Genomic DNA, 24,941 nt, shown 5'->3' on the forward strand with positions numbered 1-24,941 from the left:
TCGGTTAAGACTAGGCCCGGATTTCGGCGGCCGTCGGCGGAGCGGCGTCTCAGGCGCTCGCGCGCGCCTCGAGCCCCATCGCCAGGCCCGGGTCGGGGGCCCAGTCCACAGCGGTGGCGGCGAGCAGCGCCGCGGCGGTGCCGGTCACCTGTGGTTCGGGGACCACGATCACCTCTGCGCCGGTGACTTCGCGTTTGGCTTGGACCCAGCCCGGGGAGCGCGACCACCCACCGGCCGCGTAGATCGCGGGGTTGCCGGGGAGGCAGGCCGCGACGGTGCGTTGCGCCGCCAGGCCGATGCGGGCGAGACCGCCCAGGACCGCCGAGGCGCGCGACAGCGGCGAGGTGGGCGCGTCCGCGGTGAAGCGTGGTGCCGCCCCTCCGCGTTCACCGGGGATGAACGCAGCCTCGTAGATGTGCACGTCCGGGTCCAGGTCGCCGGCGATGAGGGCACGCAGATGGGTGGCCAGCTCGGGGCTGCTGGCGGTGGCCCATTCGACGTTGCGGGCGAGCTCCTGGACGCTGAGCACGGTGGTTCCGGTCGATCGGATGCCGGGCGCCACGTCGAGATCTCGACGGTGGGCGATACCCGGCCGGGGAGCCTGGGCGACGACGACCTCGGCCGTCCCCATCGAGTCGAGGACGGCGCCGGGGGATACCAGGTCCACGCCCCATCCGCCGATCGGGTGGTCGTGCCCGCCGGCGACGACCGCGACGTGGCCGGCGAGGACCCCGGCGCTCTCGAGCCGCCCGGACCGGAGCTCGCCGAGGATCGCCCCGGCGTGCACGACGGGCGGCAACAGGTCGACCCGGCCGAGCCCGAGCCGCACCCGGGCGTCGATCCAGCTGCGGTCGCGTCCGTCCCACGCGGCGGTGCGGGCAGCGAGTGTGTCACTGAGGAAGGCTCTTCCGGTCCACGCGGCGGGCGCGTAGTCGGTGAGCGAGAGCCACGCTCTCGCTCGTGCCGCGCCCGGCTGGTCCATCGCCCACCGCCAGCCCACGAGCGTGCGCGCGGGGTCGTCGTCCGTGCACAGCCCGGTGTGGTCGGCGAGCCGAGGTGCCAACTCGGCGAAGACGTCCGCGCGGCGCGGGTCGAACCAGGCCAGCGCGGGGGTGAGGGGCGCGAGTTCTTCGTCGACGAGCATGCCGTCCTCCCCGACGCCGGCGACGCAGACCGCGTGGACGGCGTAGACGTCGGCGCAGACCTCGACGATCATGTCCTCGATCGCATCGAACAGCCGGCGGGCGTCGACGGTGGGGTGAGCCGCCTGCCGGGGCGTCGCGCGGCGCGCTCGGGCGACGACCAGGCCGGCGGGGTCGACCGCGACGACCTTGGTGTTGGTGCTGCCGATATCCACACCGCACACCACCGGCGCACGTCCGTCCCGGCCTGTGCTCATGCTCGTGTCTTCCTGATTCTGCTGGGTGATCCGGGTGGGTCAGTCGGCGAAGCTGACGGCGCGCGTGAGGGCGGCGATCTCCTTCAGGGCGCGGGCACCGTCGGCGGGGTCGCGCTGCCAGATGCCCCGGCCCACGATGACACCGCGGGCACCGGCGCGCAGGGTGCCCGCGACCGCGTCGACGGTGTCCGACACCTCGCCGGTCTTCGGGCCGCCCGCGATCACCAGCGGCACCTTCAGCTCCTCGACCAGGCGGGCGGTGCGCTCCTCACCGGGAAACGCGATCTTGATGATGTGGGCGCCGAGGTCGTACGCGATCCGGGCGACCCGCTCCTCCTCGGCGATGGTCTCCTCGGACCGGGGCGCACCGATCAGCACGGGCTCGAGCACCAGTGGGATGTCCCAGGCCTCGCAGGCCGCGATCACCGTGCCGACGCGGTGGCACAGGGCGGCCTGCTGCGCGCGGGACATGTTCCACGGGAACAGCATCTTCACCGCGTCGACGCCCATCCGCACGGCCTCCTCGACGGTGGTGATCAGCTCGTGCACTCCGCCGCCGTCGAGGACGGCGAAGTCGTAGTAGGTGTCGATGGTCAGCACCCGGGTCAGATGCGGACGCGCCGCGAAGAACTTCTCGGTCTGCTTGACCTGCCCGGGCGTCATCATGAACCCGGTCACGTCGGAGTCGGCCCACGCGGGGAACGGCGCAGACGGCGTCTCCAGACCTTCGATGCGGTCGAAGATCAGCCCGTGGTCGACGGGCAGGATGATCGCCGCGCGGTTGCTCGGCAGGGTGCGCCGCATCCGGTATTCCATGCTCATTGTGTATTTCCGTTCCCTCGGGTTCTGAATTGTACGTACTGTCCGTACAGTAAGTACTATATGGGCTGAGTCACAGAACGGCAAGTGGCCCGGCCGGCGCGACGACCGCGAGGAGGGATCGGGGATCGTGCGACGCGGCATTCATGTCGCAGACGATGTGTCCGTTCCGCGCATAGGATCGGTTCGAATATCCGCCCGGGCGCTGAGGACCGCACGGCGTCGACACCCACGAGGAGGGACCGGATGAGCGGCGACGAGGCGATCGACCGACAGTCGGAGGTCCCCTACTACCAGCAGCTCGCGGCGCTCCTCGAGCAGCGCATCGCCACGGGTGTCATAGCGCGCGGCGAGCGGCTGCCCAGCGAGAACGAGCTGTGTCTCGCCTTCGGGCTCTCGCGGGCGACGGTCCGTCAGTCGTTGCGCTATCTGCAGTCGCGCGGCACCGTGCAGCGGATCCCCAATCGCGGGGTGTTCGCCAGTGCGCCCACCGACGACGTCGGCTGGATGATCCAGGGCAGAGAGGGTTTCCTCGAGAACGCGGTGGGGCATCAGCATCGCGCGGTCACCACCCGGGTGCTGCGATCCGGTGCGGTAGATCTGCCCGACGACATCGCCCGTGCTCTGCAGTTACCGGATGGGCGGCAACGAGGATTCGAGCTGGTGCGGGTGAGATCGCTGGACGGCGCCCCAGCCCTGTACAGCACGAACTACAGTCCGCCCGTTCTGGTCCCGGTTCTGGCTGCCGCCGGCGGTGTCCTCGACGGGACGGAGTCCCTTACGACATTGCTGGCGCAGGCCGGGTTCGAGCTCGGCGGTGCGCACCGCACCGTCCGCGCCGCGCATCCGGCGCCCGAGGTGGCGAAGGCGCTGGGCACCGGCACCACCGAGCCCATGCTGCACATCCGCTCGACGTCGTGGACCGCGGTAGGCACCCGGTACGACGTGTACGACACGTGGGTGCGCAGCGGGGTGATCCCGCTGGAGGTCGACGTCCGTTCGGTCGATCTCGGGGCGGGTCGGTAGCGCGGCGCTGAGGGGCAGGTGGGTCACCTGCCCCTCAGCGTGTCCCGGCTCGCCTCAGCTGTGCGACCAGGACGCGTCGACCGCGCCGGCATTCCCCTCGGCTGCCTGGGCGGCGCACTGGATCATCAGGGCTGCGGCGACCGCACCCGGGTCGAGGACACCCTTCGCCACGTCGCCGACGTACGAGGCGCGGCCCCGGCGGGCGGTGATGTCGCGCGTGCTCAGCGCACCGTCCTTCGCCGCGGCCGCAGCCGCGGCGAGGGCGTCCGTGCCGGGCTGGTCGGACACGACCTGCGCGCGCAGCGTCTCGCTTGCGGGAGCGAGTGCGTCGACCATCGTCTTGTGCCCCACCGCGGCCTTGCCGTACCGCTGCACGGTCGCCACGCCGCGCGTCAGGCCGTCGGCCAGTTCGGCGACGGTCGGCGACGGCGAGTCGGTGCATCGGGCCAGGTCACGGAAGAACATGCCGAACAGGGGGCCACTGGTGCCGCCGGTGCCGAGGAAGCCGCGCGACACCGCCGTGAGCCACGCGGTGTAGGTGTGCGGGTTCGACCCCGAGACCTCGTCGGTGACCCGGGTGAAGGCCGACGTGAGATTGGTGCCGAAGTCGCCGTCGCCGGCACGGCGGTCGAGCTCTCCGAGTGCTGTGGCGGCGCCGTCGCTGCTGCTGCCGGTGCCGAGCACCGTGTGGATCATCGCCGTGACCCAGTCCCGGCCGAACGCGTCGGGGAGGGTGTTCGTCGGTGCTGGTGTGTTCATGGTCATCGGTTCCTCACCAGGTCAGGGCCGGGGTACGGACCGGTGCGTCCCAGAGGGGCAGCAGGTCGGCGTCGGCGGGGGTCAGTGTGACGGAGAAGCCGTGCATGTCCAAGGACGAGACATACGTCCCGGCCAGGGTGCGTGCCACAGCGATCCCACGGCCGGCGAGTAGACGGTGCACCGACCGGGCGACGATGTTCAACTCCAGGGGGTACGCGGTTCCGAGGCCGTTGACGATCGCGATCACCTCGGACCCGCGATGCAGCTGCAGGGCCGAGATCAGCGGCTCGACCAGCTCGGCGGTCAGGGCGTCGGCGGAGGCGAACGGCACTCTGGCGATTCCGCGCTCGCCGTGGATGCCCACGCCCAGCTCGATCTCGTCGTCGCCGAGGTCGAATGCGGGACGAGTCTGCCCCGGATGCGTGCCCGCAGCGAGCGCGAGGCTCATCGAGCGCGAGTTCCGCGCCACCCGTCGAGCGACGCCGGCGACCGCGGCGAGGTCGCCGCCGGCCTCGGCGCACGCACCGGCGATCTTCTCCACCGCGACGGTGGCGGCCGTGCCGCGGCGTCCCGGGCCGCCCTCGTCGCCCGAGTCCGTCGCCAGATCGTCGTCGACCAGCACCATCTCGGTCTGGACGGCATGATCCTCCGCGAGCTCGCCCGCGATCGTGAAGTTGAGGACGTCTCCGGTGTAGTTCTTGACGATCTGGATCACTCCGCGCCCGCTGTCCGCCGCGAGGGTGCCTTCGTGCACCTGGAGAGCGGTGGGGCTGGCGAAGACGGCGCCGGCGACGGCGACGTCGAGCATCCCCAGCCCGACCAGCCCCGCGTGCAGGGGCTCGTGTCCCGAGCCGCCGCCGGAGACGAGGCCGACCTTGCCGCGGGCCGGGACCGCGCGGGTCACGAGCGAGTGCTCCCGCCGGTACTCGACCAGGGTGGGGTTGCTCAGCGCGAGCCCCTCCAGCGCCTCGTCGACGACGTCGGTGGGGTCGTTGACGATCTGCCGACGCATCACTTACCGCTTTCGGTCGCAGCGTCGCGGACGTGGTGGGTCGCCACGTCGATGTCGTTGAGGCTCAAGCCCTTCTCGACGATCTCCTGCGATTCGGGAGGCAGTGTGAGCCACCGGACGCACACCGCGGCCACCACATAGAGCGCGGTGAAGATCAGGGTCACACCGCCGGCGCCGATCAGGTCGAGGAAGATCGCCACGATCAGCGGGCCGACGAACGTCGCAGCGCCGGCGCCCAGGTTGAGGACGGCGATCGCGTTGCCCTTGTTCTCCGGCGCGATGAGGGACATCAGGACCGAGATCGGCGTGAATCCGGCCAGGGTGATTCCGTAGAGGCAGGCGCACAGGGCCGCGATCCAGTACGCATGGACCGTCTGCGGCAGGAAGTAGAACATCGCGCTGGTCACGGCGCAGCCGAGGCAGCCGAACACCCGCAGGGTGCGATGCCACCCGATCTTGTCGCTGATCACACCGAAGAACAGGTTCGCGAAGATGTTCGAGAATCCGATGAGGAACACCAGCCGCAGCCATCCGCTGGTGCCGTAGTGCAGGTCGTCGGAGAACACCGTGGGGAGGAACACCAGGAACCCGAACTGCGGTGCGGTGTTGATGATCCGGATGATGCAACCGATACCGACCCGCGGGCGCTGGAAGGCGATCGCGATGCTCGCGAACAGGCTACCGCGGGTGGTCGTGGTGGGCGCTGCCAGCCGGGCACCGCCCGGCGCGGCGCGCAACCCGGTGATGGCCAGCAGGCCACCGGCGATGACGACGCACAACGACACCCAGAAGGTGGCGTACTCGCCGATGACCGGCTGGGTACCGCTGGCGAGCAGGGAACCCAGCGTCGGCAGTCCACCGGTGAACGCGAAGTAGAACCACCCGACCGCGGAGCCGAGCCGGCGCGCGGGACTGGCGGCTAGCACCCAGACCAGGAATCCGTAGGCGAACAACGGGTAACCGAGGCCCCGGAGGCCGTAGGTGACCAGGATCAGCACGTAGCTGTGCGAGTTCAATGCGACGGCGAGGAACAGGATCTCGAACGTCGCCCAGATCCCGAGGCCGATCCACATCACCCGTCGGGGACCCCAGGTCTCCGAGAGTGCTCCCGACAGCCACGAGCCGAGGGTCACGAGCAGGCCGTAGACGCTGATGATGATCGCGGCGCGGGATTCGGTGCCCGCGCCGTTGTGGGTGAGATACGGGGAGATGTACCCGGATTCGACACCGTCGCCGATCATGAAGAACAGCAGGCCGACGAAACCGAAGAACAGCGCGGGCGGGATGCCGATGCGCTCGACGAGGGCCGCGAAGCGCCCGCCGGAGGAGATGTTGGTGGTCACTGTGGGTGGTCCGTTTCAGGCGTTGGGGAGGGGGTCAGGCGTTGGGGAGGAGGTGGACTTTGAGGGCGGAGTCGCTGTGCGCGGCCGCGATGGCCTCGCCGAACTCCGCGAGCGAGAAGGTGTGCGTGACGAGTCGCTCGGCGGTGTCGGCGATGCGTGGCATCATCTCGACCGCGGCGGGGAACGAGTTCGCCAACGACTGGGAGCCGACGAAGGTCAGCTCCCTGTCGAACAGGTCGTAAGGGCGTAACGGGATGGTCTGTTCCGAGCTGACGACCCCCATCTGCAGGAGCGTGCCGCGCTTGTCGAGGGCGTCGATCGCTGCGGAGACCGCGGACGGATGTCCGCTGGCCTCGATGGCGATGTCGACGCTGCGGGCGTCGACGCCGGTCGCCGGGTCCACCGCGCTGTCGGCCCCGAGATCGAGGGCGGCCGCCCGTCGTGCCGGGCTCGGTTCGACCACGTGGATCTCGGCGGCACCCTGCTCGCGGGCGACGATCACGGTCATCAGGCCGATCGACCCCGCGCCGTAGACCGCGATCCGCTTGCCGGTGAGCGACGGTGACCGATCCAGCGCGTGCAGCACGCAGGCGAGCGGCTCGATCAACGCCGCTGCCGCGTCGCTCATCCCCTCCGGTACCGGGTAGGTGATCGTGCTCGGGACGCTGACGAACTGGGCGCACGCGCCGTCCGACTCGACTCCGACCGGCACGATGTGATCGCACAGGTTCGGGGCGCCGGTGGTGCAGTCGATACATTCGCCGCAGGACACGTTCGGGTCGACCGCCACCGTCTGGCCCACCGAGAAGTCGGTCACCCCGTCGCCGACCTCGACGATGCGCCCCGCGAACTCGTGGCCCGGGACGACCGGGAATCGACCGTGCGGGTAGTCGCCGACGACGAGATGCAGGTCGGTCCCGCACACGCCGACGGCGCCGGGTGCGATCACCAGCTCGCCGGCCGACGCGGACGGCCTGGCGATGTCGACCAACTCGTGACCGCCCCTGCCGTCCAGCACTACAGCGCGCATCGCGCCCCTCACTCCTGCACCCGACCATGTGCTCGACCGTCGAACATCTCCCGAAGCGCTGTGACACAGCTTACAAGAATTTGTACGTATGGTCTACCCCATACGTACTGTACGTACAAAGTGGAGCGATCGCCCCTGACCGGCCTGGTCGAGAACCCGCCCTCTCCGGTCCGGCGCGCGTACGCTCCGTCCATGATCACGCGGCGGATCGGAGCGATCACCGCCGCTGTCGCGACCGTCGTCGCGGTCTACGCGTCGCCCGCGTATGCGGCCGGCTCGAGGTTCTGCGGTTCGCCGCTGTCGAGCGCGGAGGACCAGCGGATCATCGCGCGGTCGGACCTGCGCGGCACATCGTCGGCGCCCACGTTCGCGACATTGGACGATCTGACCGCGCGACAACGCGATATCGCGAATATCCTTGCGCGGCACCGTGACTGGCGCGGTCTGTTCGCCGTCGGGCTGGACGGGGTGATCGCCGACGCCATCACACCGGTCCAGCACGACGAGCACGATCTGGACTCCCCGCGGTACGCGAAGACCCTGTCGATCGGCTTGGTATCGCGCTGGCTGCGGGTGGTTCATGCGGAGTGGACCGGCCGACCGGTGCCGCCGTGGTGGGCGAACTACTTCACTCTCGCGACCAGATGCGATCTGCCCCCCGGCCGGGTCGCGATGGCCGGCTACAACGCGCATATCACCGCCGACCTCGCCTACACCGTCGCAGATGCCGGAAGCCGACCCACCGACGCCCACGACTTCTATCGGATCGTCGACACGATCGCCGAGAACGGAGACGTGATCCCGGCGCGGAGTCGACGGATCTACGGCGCCGACCTGTGGGGTCTGTGGCAGTTCTACTTCTTCGGGCGTGGACTCGACCGGGTGGTGGGTGCGGGGGTCGCGTCGAACCTCCTCCTGCGTGCGGCCGACGACGGGTATAACACCCTGACATTCGCGAACGGGCTCGCGCTGGAGCAGCCCGGAGCGCATCCCGCCGTGGACGACGAGATCCTCGCCCTCTGGCGGACGGGCGAAGTCGCGTTCGATGTCCTCAGCGGCCTCGGCGGCCTCGGTACACCCGCTGCGGGCTGACCGCGGCCTTCCACCGGGCGGCGTCCGCAGTGCCGGGCCGCCGACCCGTCACGCGCCGAGCAGGTGTGCCCGGAGGTAGTTGAACAGCGCCACGCCCGAGTCCGCACTGAACTTGTCGAGCTGCTCCGAGGTGGCCGTCACCTGATCGCCCTCGAGGCGGTTCAGCAGAGTGCAGCAGATCATCGCGAACCGGGGAAAGCCCCAGTGGTTGAGGTATCCGGCGATCATCGCCCCCTCCATCTCGATGTTGCGGACTCCGTTCGCGTCGAGCCACGCGAGCCACGCGTTCTTGGTCTCCGCCGTCTCGAGGCATACGGCACCGTCGAGCCGGAACTGCTCGAGGAAGAAGTCGTTGCCTGCGACGGTCCTGCCGGACACGACGCTGAGGCCGTCGATGCCCGCATTGGCGGCGATGATCGCGTCGGACGTGGCGGTGGGGAAGTGCCCGTCGAACCAGTACTCGCCGTCGCCGCCGCGCAGCAGTCGATACGGCTTCAGGTCCGCCATCAACCCCTCGGAGGACACCACGACGGTGCCGGCGGGCAGCCCCACGCCACCACTGGTGCCGACGCGACACCAGAACACCTCGTCCATCGCGTCGAGATCGCCGCGCTTGAGGAGGAACAGCATGCGCATGAGCTCCTGGAACGCGATCGATGCGCTGGGCATCCCCATCCCGTGGGACGCGAACAGCACCCCCGCGGTGTAGCGCGTGACGAACCGGTCCTCCTTCGGGAACGCCACGATCTCCGACCCGCCGTTGAGCCGGCTCCACCGGTCGGCGAACTCCACGATGCGTCCCGCGGAACCGGCCGTGACGATGGCCTGCACGTCGCGGAGACCGCGCAGGATCGGGTCCGAGGACGCCACGCCGAAGTGGTAGTAGACATCCTCGTGGCTGCCGTCGAGCACTCCGTCGAGGAATGCGTGGTTGATGTTCTCGTCTTTCAACTTCTCGTCCTTCAAGGCGGTCTCCCGCGACTGGTCGGATGGCGCTACTGCAGGCGGAATCGGAGGGCGGCGGCGACGTCCTCCGCGGCGTCCGTCAGCACCCCCGCGCGCTCGACCGGACCCGCTGCGCCGAGTGCGCGATAGCGGTCGGCCTCGGACAGGGGCAGCGCGGTGGCGAGGGTGAAGGAACACTCCGACGGGTCGTCGGGCAGCGCGAGCGGTGGCGGCGGCGTCGCCCGCCGGCCGGCGCGCTTCGCGAGTTCACGCCACAGGTCGAGGAGCCGCTCGCGGGCCTCGATCACACCGTCGCGCGCGGCGCGCCAGTCACCGTCGACGCCGGCGTCCGGCCAGGGCTCGACGTCGGCCCGGGGATACGGGTCGTCGGGAAGCCAAGCGGCGATGCGGATCCGGGCCACGCCGCGGCACTCCAGGGAGTAACGGCCCGCCCCGGTGGCGGCGTGATCGACGATCTCGGCGACGGTGCCCACATCGCTGCGGACGTCGCCGCCGCCGACCTCGCTGCCGCGCTCGATCAGCACCACGCCGAACCGCCGGTCGGTCGCGAGGCATCGTTGTACCAGTGCCTGATACCGCGGCTCGAACACCCGCAGCGGCAGCGACTCCCCGGGTAGCAGCGTGGCACCCAGCGGAAACATCGGCAGTTCGGTCATCGCCTCCAGCATGCCGCATCGCGACTACGCTCGCGGGCATGACCCCGCAGGAGTGGCTGGCCTCCCTCGAGGCCGACGGCGCGCTGGTCGCCGCCACCGATCCCGACCACCTCGAGCTGGATGTCCCCACCACCCCGGGTTGGACGGTGCGCGACCTGATCGTCCACCTGGGCGCGGTACACCGTTGGGCCGCAACGTTCATCGCCGCCGGACCCGATTCGCGGGAGCGGTTCGCGATGGACGCCTCGGACGTGCCCGACGGTGCCGCCGTCACCGGCTGGTACCGCGCGCGCCTCGACGAACTGCTGGCGACGCTGCGGGCGCAGGACCCCGACGCGCCCGCGCGGGGGTTCGCCGGGCGGACCACCGCCGCGTTCTGGTTCCGGCGCCAGGCCCATGAGGCGGCCGTGCACCGATGGGACCTGCAGAACGCCACCCCTGCCGGCGCCGCTCCGGTGCCGGCCGCGCTCGCCGTCGACGGCGTGGAGGAGTGGACACAGGTGTTCGTGCCCCGCTTCCTCGCGCGCAGCGCCGGACTGCCGGACGAGGTGATCGGGCGCACGGTCCACCTGCACGGCACCGATGTCCCGGACGCGGAATGGCTGTTCGAGCTGCATCGGGACGGGATCGCCGTGTCGCGGGGACACGCGAAGGGCGACGCCGCGGTCCGCGGAACCGCCTCCGATCTGGTGCTCGCGGTGTGGCGGCGGGTGCCGCTCGCCGCGCTCGCGGTGCACGGCGACGCGGAGGTCCCGGAGGCCCTGATCGAGGCGATCCGCGTCACGTAGGCGCGGCGACACGCGACGGCGACACGCCCAACACGCGCTCGACACCACATCCTGGGGTTAGCGGGATGCGGTGCCCCAACGGGTAGTGTCGGTGAGGCCGAATTCGTCTTGCTTCAGATCGAGGTGTCATGACCGAATCCACCGCCCACAGCCCGGCCGACGGCGCGCCGATCAAGCTGGTCAGCCGGGTCTCGGCGATCAACTGGAATCGCGTCCCGGACGAGAAGGACGCGGAGGTCTGGGATCGGCTCACCGGCAACTTCTGGCTGCCGGAGAAGGTGCCGGTGTCCAACGACATCCCGTCGTGGGGCACGCTCACCGGCTACGAGAAGCAGCTGACGATGCGGGTCTTCACCGGCCTGACGCTGCTGGACACGATCCAGGGCACGGTGGGTGCCGTCAGCCTGATCCCCGACGCGACCACGGCGCACGAGGAGGCGGTGCTCACCAACATCGCGTTCATGGAGTCCGTACACGCCAAGAGCTACAGCTCGATCTTCTCGACCCTATGCAGCACCCGCGAGATCGACGACGCCTTCCGCTGGTCGGAGGAGAACGAGCACCTACAGCGCAAGGCGCGGATCGTCATGGACTACTACCGCGGCGACGACCCGCTCAAGCGCAAGGTGGCTTCGACGCTGCTCGAGTCGTTCCTCTTCTACAGCGGCTTCTACCTGCCGATGTACTGGTCCAGCCGCGCCAAGCTGACCAACACCGCCGACATGATCCGCCTGATCATCCGCGACGAGGCGGTGCACGGCTACTACATCGGCTACAAGTACCAGCGCGGTCTCGAGACCCAGCCGGCGCAGCGCCGCCAGGAGCTCAAGGACTACACCTTCGAGCTGCTGTTCGAGCTGTACGACAACGAGACCGACTACACCGAGGCACTGTACGACGAGGTCGGTCTGTCCGAGGACGTCAAGAAGTTCCTGCGGTACAACGCCAACAAGGCCCTGATGAACCTGGGCTACGAGGCGATGTTCCCCAAGGACGAGACCGATGTGAACCCTGCGATCCTGTCGGCGCTGTCTCCGAACGCCGACGAGAACCACGACTTCTTCTCGGGCTCGGGCTCGAGCTACGTGATCGGCAAGGCCGTCAACACCGAGGACGAGGACTGGGACTTCTAGGCGGTCACCTCGCTCAGCCGACCCGTCGCGACGTCGAAGACGAAGCCGCGCAGCGACGTGGTCGCGGTGATGAAGCGGCTCGACTCGATCCGGCGGAGTGACTGGCGCACGTCGGCCTCGATATCGTCGAAGGCCTCCGCGGCCCAGGCCGGCTTCACGCCGGTGTCTGCGAGGATGTCGGCCTTGAAGGCGTCGTCGGTGAACGTCAGCATGCCGCAGTCGGTGTGATGGATGAGGATGATCTCGGTGGTGCCGAGCAGCCGCTGGCTGATCGCGAGCGACCGGATCTCGTCCTCGGTGACCACGCCACCCGCATTGCGGATCACGTGTGCCTCACCTTCGTTCAGGCCCAGCACGCGGTAGACGTCGAGGCGGGCGTCCATGCACGCGAGCACGGCGACGTGCTTGGACGGCGGCAGGGGGAGCGGGCCTCGGAAGTGTGTGGCGTATGCGGCGTTGTTGGCGAGCAGTTCGTCGGTGACGGTCATGGGTTCATGGTGTGCTGCGCCGCCACGTCGGCACACGGTTCGGCTCGTGCTGATCCGATGGGTTCGCCGATCCCCGCTGCGCGGCTGCTCTGCAGAACGACCCGGACACCGGCGCGGGCTCGCATAGAGCCCTCGCTACGGTACCGGAGTCGATTTGCGGAGCCGTCCGGCTCGAACCGGCGTGGGCTGGCGGTGCGCTAATCGGCGGCCGGTAACCCGTCCCGGTCGGCCCACTCCAGCAACTCCTCGAGTGAGTAGTACACGTCGTCGATCGCGGCCGCCGGGTCGCCGATCTCCGAGAACCGTTGCGGCACAGTCAAGATAGTGAAGTCCAGCGGGTGGGCGTCGGGCACCTCGTCCCACGCCAACGGCGCCGACACGGTGGCCTGCTCGGTACCGCGCAGCGAGTAGGCGCACGCGATGGTGTGGTCGCGGGTGTTCTGGTTGAAGTCCACGAACACGGCCGACGGGTCGCGGTCCTTGCGCCACCACGCCGTCGTCACGTCGTCGGGCGCGCGCCGCTGCACCTCGCGCGCGAAGGCGAGAGCGGCACGGCGCACCTCGCCGAACCCCCAGCGCGGCTCTATCCGCACGTACACGTGCAGCCCGTCGCCACCCGAGGTCTTCGGGAAACCGCGGATCCCCAGGTCCACCAATACCTCTCGGCTGACCTGGGCCACCTGCTGCACGCGGGTCCACGGGCAGTCCGGCATCGGGTCGAGGTCGATCCGCCACTCGTCCGGGCGCTCGGTGTCGGCCCGCCGCGAGTTCCACGGGTGGAACTCCACGGTGGACATCTGCGCCGCCCAGATCACCGTCGCGAGCTCGGTCACCACCACCTCGTCGGCGGTGCGCCCGTACCGCGGGAAGTAGATCTCGACCGTCTCCAGCCAGTCCGGCGCGCCCGCGGGGATCCGCTTCTGGTGCACCTTGGGCCCGGTGACGCCCTTCGGGTAGCGGTGCAGCATCGTCGGGCGCTCGCGGAGCGCTCGCACGATCCCGTCGCCCACGGCCTCGTAATAGCGCGCCACGTCGAGCTTCGTCGCGCCGACCGCGGGGAAGTACACCCGCTCGGGGCTGCTCACCCGCACCGTACGAGTGCCCACCGTGAGTTCGACCGGCTCGCCGTGTTCGGCTCCCATGCGCCGAGCCTAATCCGCGGCGCGGCCGATCAGCCCCGCAACAGTCGGGCGAGCCGGCCGCCGCGATGCGCCGGCGCGGGACGCGAGCGCACGATCCCCAGCGCCACGTCGGCGGCGATCGCCGCCACGGTCTCCTGCGAGTCGGTCTTGTTGGTGCCGATGAAGCCGTTCGGGCCGCGCTTGATCCAGCCGGTCACGTACACGCCGGGCAGTGGCGCACCGTCGTCGCCCACCACCCGCCCGCTCTTGTTGGGCAGCACCCCGCGCTGCTCGTCGAACGGCAGGCCCGGCACCGGCCGGCCCTTGTAGCCGACCGAGGTCAGCACCAGCCCGGTCGGGATCTCGATGTCCTCGCCGGTGGTCGTGTGCCGGGCGCGCAGGACCAGCCCGTCACCGTCGGCGTCGATCGCCACGGGGGTGGTGAGGTAGCGCAGGCGGACCGCCGGGCCGGGACCCGCCGACTGCGGTGTGGTGGGCAGCGACTCGAGCAGCGTCAGCTTGTGGGACGTGAGTGGGGAGTCGGACCCGGCGGCCAGCGACTCGGCCACCTCTGGGTCGGGTTCGACGGTGACGGTGCGCTCCTCCGTCAGCCCGAGGATCTCGGGCAGCGTGAAGGCGGAGTACTCGGGGCCGCGGCGGGCCACGATCACCACCTCCTCGACCTCCGACTCGCGGAGCCGGGCCAGGGCGGACTGCGACATGTCCTTGCCGACCAACTCGTCCCGGCTGGCGGTGAGGATCCGCGCGGCATCGAGCGCGACATTGCCGTTGCCGACGATCACGACGCGCTTGTGGGACAGGTCGAACTCGTCGCCGGAATGGTCGGGGCGCCCGTTGTACCAGGCCACGAAGTCGGTGGCGCTGCCGACGCCGGGCAGATCCTCGCCGGGGATCCCCATCTTGCGGTCCGCACTGGCGCCGGCCGCGACCAGCACCGCGTCGTGCCGCTCGCGCAGCTGCTCGACGGTGACGTCGGTGCCCACCGCGGTGTTCAGGTGGAGCCGGAAGCGCGGGTCCTTCGAGACCACGTCGAACAGCTCGGCCACCTTACGGGTGCGCGTGTGGTCCGGGGCGACGCCGAAGCGGGCGAGGCCGTAGGGCACCGACAGCTTCTCGTAGACGTCGACGGTGACGTTGCCGTAGCGCAGCAGCTCGTCCGCGGCGTACATCGCGGCCGGGCCGGATCCGACGATGCCGACGCTCACCTCGTCACCGTCGGCCACCCGCAGCCGCTTGGGCGGCACGGCGTGCGCCATCGGCGGCCGGGAGCGGCTGCCGGGATCGGGGTTCGTGAGCTCTGCGTTGGCGGGGTCGGCCGCGGACAGCACCCGGTTGATCTCGATGTAGACCCGGTGCTCCTCGGGGAGGCGGTGTGCCGGGCCGATCGCCTCGACGGGGCACGCGGTCACGCACGCACCGCAATCGACGCACGAGGTCGGGTCGACGTAGAGCATCTCCGCCGTGGCGAAGCCGGGCTCGTCCGGCGTCGGGTGGATGCAGTTGACCGGGCAGGCGAACGTGCAGGACGCATCGCTGCAACAGGACTGTGTGATGACGTGAGGCATGGGCTCTTCCAGTGATAGCACTCGGCCCGGTCGGCCCCGCCGATGCGGGTCCGGCCGGGCCGGGACGAAGGACGTGTCGAGCGGGCTGACCTATTGCGCCGAGTAGGACGGCTCACTGCGGAACCGCGAGCTGCGGCCCGAGATGCCGAGCACCCGCCAGAGTACCCGCGAGAAGGGGTTCATCAGGTCGCAACGCTCGGCCAGCATCCGAACGTCGCCGAAGGTCTCCACCCGGGCCGCCTTGGACTCGGGGGAGCGCCAGAAGATGTCCTTCTTGACCGACCGGGGGATGTCGAAGGTCTCCCAGAACTCGCGCGGCGGGACCATGATCGCGCCCAGCAGGACGCGCATGACGATCGGCATGGCCAGCGACAGCAGGAACTGCGGGAACTTGCCGCGGGTGGGGATGCGGCGCTCGAGCAGCTGGTGCGCGAAGGAGATGTGTCGCGCCTCCTCGGCGACGTGGATCTGCATGATCCGGGTCATGGCGGGGTGCTGCGTGTCGCCCGAGCGCAGGAACTGCTTCTGCAGGTGGTCGATCGGCTCCTCGCCGGCCAGCACGCCCATGTAGAAGATCAACGGCGCGATGGTGGAGAACAGCGGGATGATCGGGGACAGGCGGCGGAACCACCACGGACCGCCGGGGACGTCCATGCCCGTCCGGTTGACGAACTCCTGGAACATGAGGGTGTGGTTGCACTCCTCCTTGGCCTCGTGGGTCGCGTAGCGGAACTCGATGGAGTCGTTCGGCTGGGCTGCGGTGTACTGCATGATGCCGCGGATCAGGATCGACTCGAACTGGAGCCCGACCTTGGCCACGTTCGCCTGGCGCCACATCCCGATGGCGATCTGCTTCTCCAGCGGCTGTGCCTGGTACCACTCGTTGCGCCCGATCGGGTCGAAGCGGTCGTTACACACCCAGCGCGCGTCGTCCGGGACGACGGCCAGCTCGGGGGAGTCCCAGTCGATGTCGATGTAGGGGTCGAAGTTGCGGTGCACCGACGCCTCGGAGAGGTCGTACAGGGTCTGCTCGTACTCGTGCTGGCCGGGGAACGACCGCCCGCGCATCCGCCCCATGTGGGTCAGCGGCCGCTTGGTGATGTTCATGAGAGCCATCAGAGACTTTCCTCTCGTGCGTGCAATCTGTGTGGTCTCGCCGCGTCCCCGATGTCGATCTTCTGTGCAGGTAGGGCCGCTGCGTGAGATTCAATTGCCGTCAGCCTATCACTAGAAACAAGCACGAAGGAAGGTTTATGTCGCCGACGTGACTGCTGAGTAAGTTCGAGTCGGCTGTGAGACGTCTCACGGCGGCGGCCGGCTACGAGCTCGACCGGATGCTCTCCGAGACGTCGTGCAGCACGTCGCCGGCCGCGATCGGACCGCCCGCCGAGTACCAGACCGAGTCGTCCACCAGGAGTTGACGCTTGGCGCTCACGGCGCGCAGGTCCAGCCACGGCTTCGACTCCATGACCGCCGCTCCGTACGCCTGGCCGGCGGTTCCCTCGTAGCTCGCGTATATGAGGTCACCGTCGGCGGCCGAGAAGTCGTCCCCCGCCAGCCGGACGGGCGTGGGGGTGTTCTGCGCGGCGGGGCGGAGCACCCCGAGGTCGGCGAGCACGTGCGCGCACAGCGGGGCGGTGCCCTCTGCATAGGCCTTGGAGTCGGCGTCGAAGCGGACCAGCGACACCGTGTTGTGTGCGGCGTCGATCGACGTCGCGGTGGACGTGACCGACTGGTCGTAGGAGGTGAGCACCGCGCGGCCCTGCGCGGGCAGGTGGACGGCGTCGGCCACCGCGGTCAGCGACACGCGCCAGTCGGCGGTCGGGGAGGCCACCACGGTCGCGTGGCCCAGCCGGGTGTTCCAAGCCCGGCTCCCGGCGGTGCCGAGGACGAGATCGGTCGGCCGCGCCGGGCCCGTGGTCTGCGGTACGGCGGCCAGCTTCGACCCCAGGTACGACGGTGACGCGCCCGCGACCGCGACGACGCGCTCCTGCAGGCCCAGCGCGCACAGTGCATCGAGCAGGTCCGGGTCGGCCACGATGATCCGGGCGGGCGCCGCGGTCGAGTGGGTGGGGGCCGCGCACGCGGCATCGGGGTCACGGTCCAGGCCGATGATGTCGGCGGAGGCGATGCGCGTCGTCGTGGTCACGACGGACGACATCGGGCGCTCGATCGGTGCGTCGCCGCCACATGCGGTCACCGTCGCCGCCACCGTGGCCGCGGTCGCCAGTGCCGCCGTCGCCGTCCAGAGGCGGCCGCGCGCTGCCTCGGTGTGACTACCCACGACCCGACTCCTCACTGCCCGACCCACTCACCTGCACTGCCCCTGCGGCCGATGGGTCACGCTAGCAGTCACGGTCGATGTCGGGGTTCGCACAGTGTCGCCGACGGGAGTGGCACACGATGTCTCCGACGGAAGCCGCAAGTGATTACGACGCAACGTAGGACCACGCGGACATCTGTCGGGTCGAGGGTTTATCCTCATCCAGGAGCGGATCGTTCGCTTCAGACCTGAGGGTTGGAGAACGGGCCACTGGCCTGCGCGTCGTCGACGGCAGGCCGACCGGCCACACGGCAGGAGGAATCAGTGACCGCGCAAGCGAATCGTCCGGCAGTCCAGTTGACTGCCGAGCGTCCGTACCCGCAGCGGACGGGGCCCAAGGGGTCGTTCATCTACAAGCTGGTCACGACGACCGATCACAAGACGCTGGGCATCATGTACATCGTCACGTGCTTCGGCTTCTTCCTGATCGGCGGCCTTATGGCGCTGCTCATGCGCGCCGAGCTCGCCGAGCCGGGCCTGCAGTTCCTCTCGACGGAGCAGTTCAATCAGCTGTTCACGATGCACGGCACCGTGATGCTGCTGCTGTACGCGACCCCGATCGTGATCGGCTTCGCGAACTTCGTGCTGCCCCTGCAGATCGGTGCCCCCGACGTCGCGTTCCCGCGTCTCAACGCCTTCGGCTACTGGCTGTTCGTGTTCGGCGCGTGCATCGCGATCTCCGGCTTCATCACCCCGGGTGGTGCCGCCGACTTCGGCTGGACGGCGTACACGCCGCTCACCGACGCACTGCACTCGCCCGGCCCGGGCGCCGACCTGTGGATCCTCGGCCTGGGTGTCGGTGGTCTCGGCACCATCCTCGGCGCTGTCAACATGGTGACCACCGTGATCTGCATGCGGGCCCCCGGTATGACGATGTTCCGGATGCCGATCTTCACCTGGAACATCCTGGTGACCTCGATCCTGATCCTGCTGGCCTTCCCGCTGCTGACCGCCGCCCTGATGGGGCTGGAGGTCGACCGCGCGTTCGGTGCCCACATATACGACCCGGCCAACGGCGGCGTGATCTTGTGGCAGCACCTCTTCTGGTTCTTCGGTCATCCAGAGGTGTACATCATCGCGCTACCGTTCTTCGGGATCGTGTCCGAGATCTTCCCGGTGTTCAGCCGTAAGCCCGTCTTCGGCTACAACGGCCTGGTGTACGCCACCCTGGGCATCGCGGCGCTCTCGGTCGCGGTGTGGGCGCATCACATGTACGCCACGGGCGCGGTCCTGCTGCCGTTCTTCAGCTTCATGACATTCCTGATAGCCGTGCCCACGGGTGTGAAGTTCTTCAACTGGATCGGCACCATGTGGCGAGGTCACATAACGTTCGAGACACCGATGCTGTTCTCCATCGGCTTCATCGTGACGTTCCTCTTCGGTGGCCTCACCGGCGTGCTCCTGGCCTCGCCCCCGATCGACTTCGCGGTGTCTGACACCTACTTCGTGGTCGCGCACTTCCACTACGTGCTGTTCGGCACCATCGTGTTCGCCACCTACGCCGGTATCTATTTCTGGTTCCCCAAGATGACCGGCCGCATGATGGACGAGAAGCTCGGCAAGTGGCACTTCTGGCTGACGTTCGTCGGCTTCCACATGACGTTCCTCGTGCAGCACTGGTTGGGCGCGATGGGCATGCCCCGTCGCTACGCCGACTACCTCGCATCGGACGGCTTCACCGACCTCAACCGGATCTCGACGGTCGGCGCGTTCATCCTCGGCGCCTCGACGCTGCCGTTCATCTGGAACGTCTTCCGCAGCTACCGGTTCGGCGAGGTCGTCACGGTCGACGACCCGTGGGGCTTCGGCAACAGCCTCGAGTGGGCCACCAGCTGCCCGCCGCCGCGCCACAACTTCACCGAGCTGCCCCGCATCCGCTCCGAGCGCCCCGCGTTCGAGCTGCACTATCCGCACATGATCGAGCGGATGCGCGACGAGTTGCACGTCGGGCCGGGCCATAACAAGCCCGAGGGTGCGAAGCACTAGCGCACCCGCGACAGACCCCGTCGACGGCGGCGTCTCCCACCCGGGAGGCGCCGCTGTCGGCGTTCTCCGGAGCCGCGCTGCGGCTTCGCGCCGCAGCCCTGGCATGGGGCAGCGACGCTGGCGGGGCGCGTGCACCCGGTGCCCGCAGCCCGCTTAGGCTTGTGCCCCGTGGCAACGATCCTGATCACCGTGACCGGTGACGACCGCCCGGGCGTCAGCTCGGTCCTGTTCGGCGTCCTGGCGAAGAACGACCTCAGCATCCTCGACGTCGAGCAGGTCGTGATCCGCGGCCAGTTGACCCTCGGCGTGCTCGCCGACGCGCACGGCGACCCCGAGCACGTGCAGGAGCTGGTCGAGCAGGCCATGACCTCGGTCGGGATGAACGTGGCCGTCGAGATCACCGCCGAGCCGCCGACCCGGCCGGCGGCGCCGACCCACGCCGTTGTCGTGCTCGGCGCGCCCATCACCGCCCGCGCGCTGTCGGCCGTCGCGTCCGCGCTGGCCGCGGGCAGGGTGAACATCGAGTCGATCGCCGGCATCGCCGACTACCCCGTGACCGGCCTGGAGCTGCTGGTCACCGTCCCGGCCGACGGCGCCGCCGACGACTCTCGGCTCCGGTCCGAGCTCGCCGCCGTCGGCAAGGCGCAGGGCGTCGACATCGCCGTCGGCCGGGCCGGCATCGCGCGCCGCTCGAAGCGGCTCGTCGTGTTCGACGTCGACTCCACCCTGGTGCAGGGCGAGGTGATCGAGATGCTGGCCGCGCACGCCGGCCGGGAGGCCGAGGTCGCCGCTGTCACTGCGGCCGCGATGCGGGGCGAGATCGACTTCACCGAATCACTGCACCGCCGGGTCGCGGCGCTGGCCGGGCTGCCCGCCACCGTCATCGACGAGGTGGCCGCGAATCTCCAGCTGACCCCCGGGGCGCGCACCACGATCCGCACGCTCAAGCGCCTCGGCTACCGCTGCGGTGTCGTGTCCGGCGGCTTCACCGCGGTGATCGAGCCGCTTGCGGCCGAGCTCGAGCTCGACTTCGTGCGGGCCAACCGGCTCGAGGTGGCCGACGGCCGCCTTACGGGCCACGTCGTGGGCGACGTGGTCGACCGGGCCGCCAAGGCCCGTGCACTGCGTGAGTTCGCCGCCGCCGCCGCTGTCCCGCTGGAGCTGACGGTGGCGGTCGGCGACGGTGCCAACGACATCGACATGCTCTCGACCGCCGGGCTGGGCATCGCCTTCAACGCCAAACCCGCGTTGCGCGAGGTCGCGGATGCGGCGCTCTCGTACCCCTATCTGGACGCCGTGCTGTTCTTCCTCGGCATCACCCGCGACGAGATCGAGGCCGCCGACGCCGAGGACGGACACCTGCGGCGGGTGCCGATCGACTAGCGAAGCTCGGATCGAGGGCCGGGTCGGTCGCCTACCGACGGTGCAGCCGCCTACCAGCAGTGCCGATGCTTACCGACGGTCCGACCTACGAGACCCTGCGGTGAGCGTCCGGACATTCGGTCAGCCGACGCACCGCTGGTGAGCGGCTGAACGTGCAGGCTGCGCCGCGCCGCGCTCAGGGCTCGCGGAACACCAGCACCGTCGGACCGTCCAACTCGATGGTCGCGCGGGCGGCGTACGTGGTGGGGCCGGCGGGCGCGCCCGTCGGTTGCGCGGAATCCAGCACCAGCTCCCAGCCGTGGGTGCACTGCTCCGGCGCGCCGAGTACCACGGTGGCGGGCCCGCCCGAGTGCCAGACGACGAGGGCGTTCCCGTCGGGTACGCCGGGGTCGTGGCTGGGGGAGCGGACGTCGCTGCCGTCGACCCACGCCTGCAGCGTCACCTGCGCGCCGGCCTGCCACTCGTCGGGTGGGACCTCCCCGCCGTCCGCGTCGAACCAGGCGAGGTCGGGCTCGTTGTCGGCCGTGAGCCGCCCGTCGAAGAACTCGTGCTGCCGCAGCACCGGCGCGTTGCGCCGCACCGCCGTCAGGCGCGCGACGAAGGTCGTGAGGGCGGCGTCGGCGCTGTCCCAGTCGATCGCGAAGGCGTCGGCGGCGGAGGCGTCCTCGGGTACGCAGTAGGCGTTGTTGTTGCCGAACTGCGTGTGATACAGCTCGTCACCGGCCAGCAGCATGGGCGTGCCCGTGGACAGCAGCAGCGTGGCCAGCATGCCCCGCACGTGCCGCTGCCGCGCGCCGACGATGACGGGGTCGGTGGTGCGGCCCTCGAAGCCGTGGTTGACGGAGCGGTTGTTGTCGGTGCCGTCGCGGCCGCGTTCGCCGTTGGCCTCGTTGTGTTTGCGCAGGTAGCTCACGGCGTCCCGGGCGGTGAACCCGTCGTGCGCGGTGACGAAGTTGACGGACGCGAACGGCGACCGTCCCGACAGCTGGAACAGGTCCTGGCTGCCCGAGACCCGGGAAGCGAGGTCCCCGATGGTCGCCGCCCCGGACCAGAAGCCGCGGACGGTGTCGCGGTAGCGGTCGTTCCACTCGGACCACGCGACGCCGAAGCCGCCCACCTGGTACCCCTCGCCGGTGGCGTCCCACGGCTCGGCGATCAGCTTGCGCGCGCCCAGGACGGGGTCGGCGGCGATCGCCGACAGCAGCGGCGCGCGGCGATCGAACGGGATCACGGGCCCCTGCGTGCCGGTCACCATGCGGCCCCGGCCCAGCACGCTCGCGAGGTCGAAGCGGAAGCCGTCCACCGCGAACTCGGTCGCCCAGTGGCGCAGGCTGTCGAGCACCAGGCGCACCGCCGCGGGTGACGCACAGTCCACCGTGTTGCCGCAGCCGGTGTAGTCGATGTCCCGACCGTCGCCGTCGAGCAGGTAGTAGCCGGGGGCGTCGAGGCCGCGCAGCGACAGCGACGGGCCGTCGACCCCCGACTCGGCGGTGTGGTTGTACACGACGTCCATCAGCACCTCGATGCCCGCCGAGTGCAGCGCGGACACCATCGCCGCGAACTCGTCGATCTCGGCGCCCGGCCGGGCGGCGAACCGGGGATCGGGGGCGAGATATGCGCCCGTCGAGTAGCCCCAGTGGTTGCGCATACCCCGGGCGCGCACGCCCGGCTCGGTGAGGCACGCCTGCACCGGCAGCAACTCGACGGCGGTCACACCGATCCGGTGCAGGTGGGCGAGCACCGGCTCGGCGGCCAGCCCCAGGTAGGTGCCGCGATGCTCGGGCGGTACGCCGGGGTGGCGCGCGGTGAAGCTGCCGACGTGCAGCTCGTAGACGACGGTGCGCTCCCACGGCACACCCGGTCCGGGCTCGGGCGGCGCCTCGGGCCCGGCCGCGACCACCGAGAGCGGCACGTGGCCGAGCGAGTCCACCGTCGACGGCTCGCCGAACGCGTCGCCGTCGGCGTACGGCAGCAGCGCCTCGGCGTCGCCCTGCCGGCCCTCGATCCGCCGCGCGTAGGGGTCGATCAGTGCCTTGTAGGGGTTGAATCGGAGGCCGTGGCGCGGTTCCCACGGTCCGTCGGCGCGCAGGCAGTAGCGGGTGCCGGCCGCGAGCCCGGCCACGAAGCCGTGGTGGATCCCGGAAGTCAGCGAGGGCAACGGGATTCGCCGTTCGACAGCGCCGCGGGGATCCTCCCCGTCGGGATCGTCGATGATGCAGACCCACACCGTGGTCGCGCGTGGGGCGTGCACCGCGAAGTTCACCCCGCCCGGTCGGGGTGTGGCACCGAGCGGCGCCGCCGATCCGCGGCTGGCCGTCGTCTGCGTCGCAATGCTCTCGTCGATGGACACGTGCCTAATCCTGCCTTCCCGGGCCGCGTGGTGTGCGGCGGGCCGGACACCTGGGTCCTACCGTCCGGAGCGCGCCTCATGCGGCAGGATATACAGCGTGTCCGAACCCGATTCCGCTGCGCCCGATCCGGATCTATTGGTCGACTTCGATTCCGTCACGCTTCGACGCGACGGCCGGAACCTGGTGGGTCCCGTCGACTGGAAGGTCGAGCTCGACGAGCGGTGGGTGATCCTCGGTCCCAACGGGGCCGGCAAGACCTCGCTGATGCGTCTGGCGTCCGGCGACGTGTTCCCCAGCAGCGGCACCGCGCACATCCTGGGCGAGGTGATGGGACGCGCCGTCGTCTCCGAGCTCCGCTCGCGCATCGGTGTCTCGTCCGCCGCTCTCGCGACCCGGGTGCCCGACGAGGAGTTGGTCACCGACCTCGTCGTCTCGGCGGGCTACTCCGTCCTCGGCCGGTGGCGCGAGCAGTACGACGACATCGATATCGCGCGTGCCGTGGACATGCTCGAGTCGATGGGCGCGGAGCACCTCGCCAACCGCCGCTACGGCACTCTCTCGGAGGGCGAGCGCAAGCGGGTGCTGATCTCCCGGGCGCTCATGACCGATCCGGAGCTGATGCTGCTGGACGAGCCGGCCGCCGGTCTCGACCTGGGCGGCCGGGAGGAGCTCGTGGCACGGCTGAGCACTCTTGCCGAGGACCCGGACGCCCCCGCGATCGTCCTGGTCACGCACCACGTCGAGGAGATCCCGCCCGGCTTCACCCACGCGATGATGCTGCGGGAGGGCGAAGTGGTGACCCAGGGCCTGCTCGGCGACGTGCTCACCGCGGAGGCGCTGTCCGAGACGTTCAGCCAGCGGATCGTGCTCGAGCGGTCGGGCAAGCGGTACTTCGCGCGCCGTGCGGCCAGGCCCGGCCGACGGAGGCTGCAGCAGTGAGTGGCGACGGTGCCGGCGCGCCCGCGATCAAGCCGGCGGCCACCGTCGTCCTGCTGCGCACCGGGCGGGACGGGCTGGAGGTGTTCCTGCTCCGGCGTTCGCGCGGCATGGCCTTCGCCGGCGGCATGACGGTGTTCCCCGGGGGCGGCCTCGACCCCGCCGACGACGGTGACCTGCGAGTCACGGCCGCGCGGGAGACGTTCGAGGAGTGCGGGGTGCTGCTGGCCGACGGCCCGGTCCGGGCGTCGGGTTATCAGGCGGAGCGGGCCGCGGTGGAGGCCCACGAGCTGCGGCTGTCCGACCTGTTGGCCGCGGAGGGGCTGCGGCTCGACACCGACCACCTGGTACCGGTGGCCCGCTGGATCACTCCGCCGGGCCGTACCCGCCGCTACGACACGATGTTCTTCCTGATCGCGCTGCCCGCCGGCCAGGAGGCCGACATGCGCACCACCGAGGCCGTCGCGGCGCGCTGGGCGCGGCCCGCGGACGCGATCGCCGCGTACGAGGCGGGTGCCCACGAGTTGATGGCGCCGACGTTCTCCGTGCTGCACACGCTGTGCGGATTCGAGACGGCCGAGGATGCGCTCGGGTGGGCGGCCGAGGGGGCCGACCCGGGTCCGGTCGAGCTCGCCGACGGGCAGTCCGAGGACGAGCGGATATTCCCCGGCTGCGCCGAGTACATCGCCGCGCGCGTCCGACACGACGCGGTGAGCGGCGCTCCGGACGCCCGGTAACGTGACG

Annotated in this window: 22 protein-coding genes; 8 read left to right on the top strand and 14 right to left on the bottom strand. The window is 70.2% G+C overall.

Features of this window, described 5'->3' with window-relative positions; genetic code table 11:
- Positions 1–49: 49 nt before the first annotated feature.
- On the bottom strand, positions 50–1,399 hold the full coding sequence (locus ABD908_RS03110; RefSeq protein ID WP_344990698.1) for an FGGY-family carbohydrate kinase: 1,350 nt from the start codon (positions 1,397–1,399) through the stop codon (positions 50–52).
- Positions 1,400–1,438: 39 nt separating this feature from the next.
- Complete coding sequence (locus tag ABD908_RS03115) at positions 1,439–2,221, bottom strand: class I fructose-bisphosphate aldolase (RefSeq protein WP_344990701.1); 783 nt, start codon at positions 2,219–2,221, stop codon at positions 1,439–1,441.
- 243 nt (positions 2,222–2,464) lie between these two features.
- Between ABD908_RS03115 and ABD908_RS03120 the strand changes: the two genes are divergently transcribed.
- Complete coding sequence (locus tag ABD908_RS03120) at positions 2,465–3,244, top strand: GntR family transcriptional regulator (RefSeq protein ID WP_344990704.1); 780 nt, start codon at positions 2,465–2,467, stop codon at positions 3,242–3,244.
- 54 nt (positions 3,245–3,298) lie between these two features.
- On the opposite strand, the gene dhaL is transcribed toward ABD908_RS03120, so the two are convergent.
- Genes dhaL through ABD908_RS03140 form a run of 4 tightly spaced genes read right to left on the bottom strand, consistent with a single transcriptional unit; the run spans position 3,299 to position 7,388 of the window.
- Positions 3,299–4,003 (bottom strand): dihydroxyacetone kinase subunit DhaL, encoded by a 705-nt coding sequence (gene dhaL / locus ABD908_RS03125; protein WP_344990707.1) that lies wholly within the window; start codon positions 4,001–4,003, stop codon positions 3,299–3,301.
- Between the two features lie 13 nt (positions 4,004–4,016).
- The gene (locus ABD908_RS03130; RefSeq protein ID WP_344990710.1) at positions 4,017–5,015 is read right to left on the bottom strand and encodes a dihydroxyacetone kinase subunit DhaK; all 999 of its coding nucleotides are present in this window, start codon (positions 5,013–5,015) and stop codon (positions 4,017–4,019) included.
- Positions 5,015–6,358, bottom strand: a complete 1,344-nt coding sequence (locus ABD908_RS03135; RefSeq protein ID WP_344990713.1) for an MFS transporter — start codon at positions 6,356–6,358, stop codon at positions 5,015–5,017. Before ABD908_RS03135 ends, ABD908_RS03130 begins: the two co-directional genes overlap by 1 nt.
- 34 nt (positions 6,359–6,392) lie before the next feature.
- Complete coding sequence (locus ABD908_RS03140; RefSeq protein ID WP_344990716.1) at positions 6,393–7,388, bottom strand: zinc-dependent alcohol dehydrogenase; 996 nt, start codon at positions 7,386–7,388, stop codon at positions 6,393–6,395.
- A 192-nt stretch (positions 7,389–7,580) separates the two neighbouring features.
- Between ABD908_RS03140 and ABD908_RS03145 the strand changes: the two genes are divergently transcribed.
- Complete coding sequence (locus tag ABD908_RS03145) at positions 7,581–8,480, top strand: DUF5995 family protein (RefSeq protein ID WP_344990719.1); 900 nt, start codon at positions 7,581–7,583, stop codon at positions 8,478–8,480.
- A gap of 48 nt (positions 8,481–8,528) precedes the next feature.
- On the opposite strand, the gene ABD908_RS03150 is transcribed toward ABD908_RS03145, so the two are convergent.
- Both ABD908_RS03150 and ABD908_RS03155 read right to left on the bottom strand, forming a co-directional pair.
- Positions 8,529–9,446, bottom strand: a complete 918-nt coding sequence (locus ABD908_RS03150; RefSeq protein WP_344990722.1) for a uridine phosphorylase — start codon at positions 9,444–9,446, stop codon at positions 8,529–8,531.
- Positions 9,447–9,475: 29 nt separating this feature from the next.
- On the bottom strand, positions 9,476–10,102 hold the full coding sequence (locus ABD908_RS03155) for an LON peptidase substrate-binding domain-containing protein (protein ID WP_344990725.1): 627 nt from the start codon (positions 10,100–10,102) through the stop codon (positions 9,476–9,478).
- Between the two features lie 38 nt (positions 10,103–10,140).
- Here ABD908_RS03155 and ABD908_RS03160 point away from each other — a divergent pair, with 38 nt between their 5' ends.
- Both ABD908_RS03160 and nrdF read left to right on the top strand, forming a co-directional pair.
- Positions 10,141–10,890 carry a maleylpyruvate isomerase family mycothiol-dependent enzyme gene (locus ABD908_RS03160; RefSeq protein ID WP_344990728.1) on the top strand — a complete coding sequence of 250 codons (750 nt, stop codon included), beginning with the start codon at positions 10,141–10,143 and terminating at the stop codon, positions 10,888–10,890.
- Between the two features lie 128 nt (positions 10,891–11,018).
- Entirely contained in the window at positions 11,019–12,023 is a 1,005-nt protein-coding gene (nrdF, locus tag ABD908_RS03165) for a class 1b ribonucleoside-diphosphate reductase subunit beta (RefSeq protein ID WP_344990731.1), read from the top strand.
- Here nrdF and ABD908_RS03170 read toward each other — a convergent pair.
- From ABD908_RS03170 to ABD908_RS03190, 5 genes are all read right to left on the bottom strand, one after another.
- On the bottom strand, positions 12,020–12,511 hold the full coding sequence (locus tag ABD908_RS03170) for a beta-class carbonic anhydrase (RefSeq protein ID WP_344990734.1): 492 nt from the start codon (positions 12,509–12,511) through the stop codon (positions 12,020–12,022). The genes nrdF and ABD908_RS03170 overlap by 4 nt on opposite strands.
- Positions 12,512–12,708: 197 nt before the next feature.
- Positions 12,709–13,653, bottom strand: a complete 945-nt coding sequence (gene ligD, locus ABD908_RS03175) for a non-homologous end-joining DNA ligase (protein ID WP_344990737.1) — start codon at positions 13,651–13,653, stop codon at positions 12,709–12,711.
- A gap of 29 nt (positions 13,654–13,682) precedes the next feature.
- The gene (locus tag ABD908_RS03180) at positions 13,683–15,218 is read right to left on the bottom strand and encodes an FAD-dependent oxidoreductase (RefSeq protein ID WP_344990740.1); all 1,536 of its coding nucleotides are present in this window, start codon (positions 15,216–15,218) and stop codon (positions 13,683–13,685) included.
- Positions 15,219–15,308: 90 nt separating this feature from the next.
- The gene (locus ABD908_RS03185) at positions 15,309–16,295 is read right to left on the bottom strand and encodes an AurF N-oxygenase family protein (RefSeq protein WP_344990871.1); all 987 of its coding nucleotides are present in this window, start codon (positions 16,293–16,295) and stop codon (positions 15,309–15,311) included.
- A 241-nt stretch (positions 16,296–16,536) separates the two neighbouring features.
- Entirely contained in the window at positions 16,537–17,502 is a 966-nt protein-coding gene (locus ABD908_RS03190) for a TroA family protein (protein WP_344990743.1), read from the bottom strand.
- A 303-nt stretch (positions 17,503–17,805) separates the two neighbouring features.
- Between ABD908_RS03190 and ctaD the strand changes: the two genes are divergently transcribed.
- A complete protein-coding gene (gene ctaD, locus ABD908_RS03195; protein ID WP_344990746.1) occupies positions 17,806–19,527 on the top strand; it encodes an aa3-type cytochrome oxidase subunit I in 1,722 nt (573 codons plus the stop codon).
- A gap of 159 nt (positions 19,528–19,686) precedes the next feature.
- Positions 19,687–20,910 (top strand): phosphoserine phosphatase SerB, encoded by a 1,224-nt coding sequence (gene serB, locus ABD908_RS03200; RefSeq protein ID WP_385924074.1) that lies wholly within the window; start codon positions 19,687–19,689, stop codon positions 20,908–20,910.
- A gap of 175 nt (positions 20,911–21,085) precedes the next feature.
- On the opposite strand, the gene glgX is transcribed toward serB, so the two are convergent.
- The gene (glgX, locus tag ABD908_RS03205; protein ID WP_344990752.1) at positions 21,086–23,260 is read right to left on the bottom strand and encodes a glycogen debranching protein GlgX; all 2,175 of its coding nucleotides are present in this window, start codon (positions 23,258–23,260) and stop codon (positions 21,086–21,088) included.
- Positions 23,261–23,357: 97 nt separating this feature from the next.
- On the opposite strand from glgX, the gene ABD908_RS03210 reads away from it, so the two are divergent.
- Positions 23,358–24,200: an ABC transporter ATP-binding protein gene (locus ABD908_RS03210; RefSeq protein ID WP_344990755.1), complete on the top strand. Its 843-nt coding sequence runs from the start codon at positions 23,358–23,360 to the stop codon at positions 24,198–24,200.
- Entirely contained in the window at positions 24,197–24,934 is a 738-nt protein-coding gene (locus ABD908_RS03215; RefSeq protein WP_344990758.1) for an NUDIX hydrolase, read from the top strand. The genes ABD908_RS03210 and ABD908_RS03215 overlap by 4 nt, the downstream gene beginning before the upstream one ends.
- Positions 24,935–24,941 lie beyond the last annotated feature (7 nt).

The organism is Tsukamurella soli (assembly GCF_039541155.1).
In the GTDB taxonomy this organism is placed as follows: Bacteria; Actinomycetota; Actinomycetes; order Mycobacteriales; family Mycobacteriaceae; genus Tsukamurella; species Tsukamurella soli.

Bases quoted from the DNA above. Each gene is read 5' to 3' on its own strand.
- ABD908_RS03110 (WP_344990698.1), bottom strand. From the start codon at position 1,399: ATGAGCACAGGCCGGGACGGACGTGCGCCGGTGGTGTGCGGTGTGGAT.
- ABD908_RS03115 (WP_344990701.1), bottom strand. From the start codon at position 2,221: ATGAGCATGGAATACCGGATGCGGCGCACCCTGCCGAGCAACCGCGCG.
- ABD908_RS03120 (WP_344990704.1), top strand. From the start codon at position 2,465: ATGAGCGGCGACGAGGCGATCGACCGACAGTCGGAGGTCCCCTACTAC.
- dhaL (WP_344990707.1), bottom strand. From the start codon at position 4,003: ATGAACACACCAGCACCGACGAACACCCTCCCCGACGCGTTCGGCCGG.
- ABD908_RS03130 (WP_344990710.1), bottom strand. From the start codon at position 5,015: ATGCGTCGGCAGATCGTCAACGACCCCACCGACGTCGTCGACGAGGCG.
- ABD908_RS03140 (WP_344990716.1), bottom strand. From the start codon at position 7,388: ATGCGCGCTGTAGTGCTGGACGGCAGGGGCGGTCACGAGTTGGTCGAC.
- ABD908_RS03145 (WP_344990719.1), top strand. From the start codon at position 7,581: ATGATCACGCGGCGGATCGGAGCGATCACCGCCGCTGTCGCGACCGTC.
- ABD908_RS03155 (WP_344990725.1), bottom strand. From the start codon at position 10,102: ATGACCGAACTGCCGATGTTTCCGCTGGGTGCCACGCTGCTACCCGGG.
- ABD908_RS03160 (WP_344990728.1), top strand. From the start codon at position 10,141: ATGACCCCGCAGGAGTGGCTGGCCTCCCTCGAGGCCGACGGCGCGCTG.
- nrdF (WP_344990731.1), top strand. From the start codon at position 11,019: ATGACCGAATCCACCGCCCACAGCCCGGCCGACGGCGCGCCGATCAAG.
- ABD908_RS03170 (WP_344990734.1), bottom strand. From the start codon at position 12,511: ATGACCGTCACCGACGAACTGCTCGCCAACAACGCCGCATACGCCACA.
- ligD (WP_344990737.1), bottom strand. From the start codon at position 13,653: ATGGGAGCCGAACACGGCGAGCCGGTCGAACTCACGGTGGGCACTCGT.
- ABD908_RS03180 (WP_344990740.1), bottom strand. From the start codon at position 15,218: ATGCCTCACGTCATCACACAGTCCTGTTGCAGCGATGCGTCCTGCACG.
- ABD908_RS03185 (WP_344990871.1), bottom strand. From the start codon at position 16,295: ATGGGGCGGATGCGCGGGCGGTCGTTCCCCGGCCAGCACGAGTACGAG.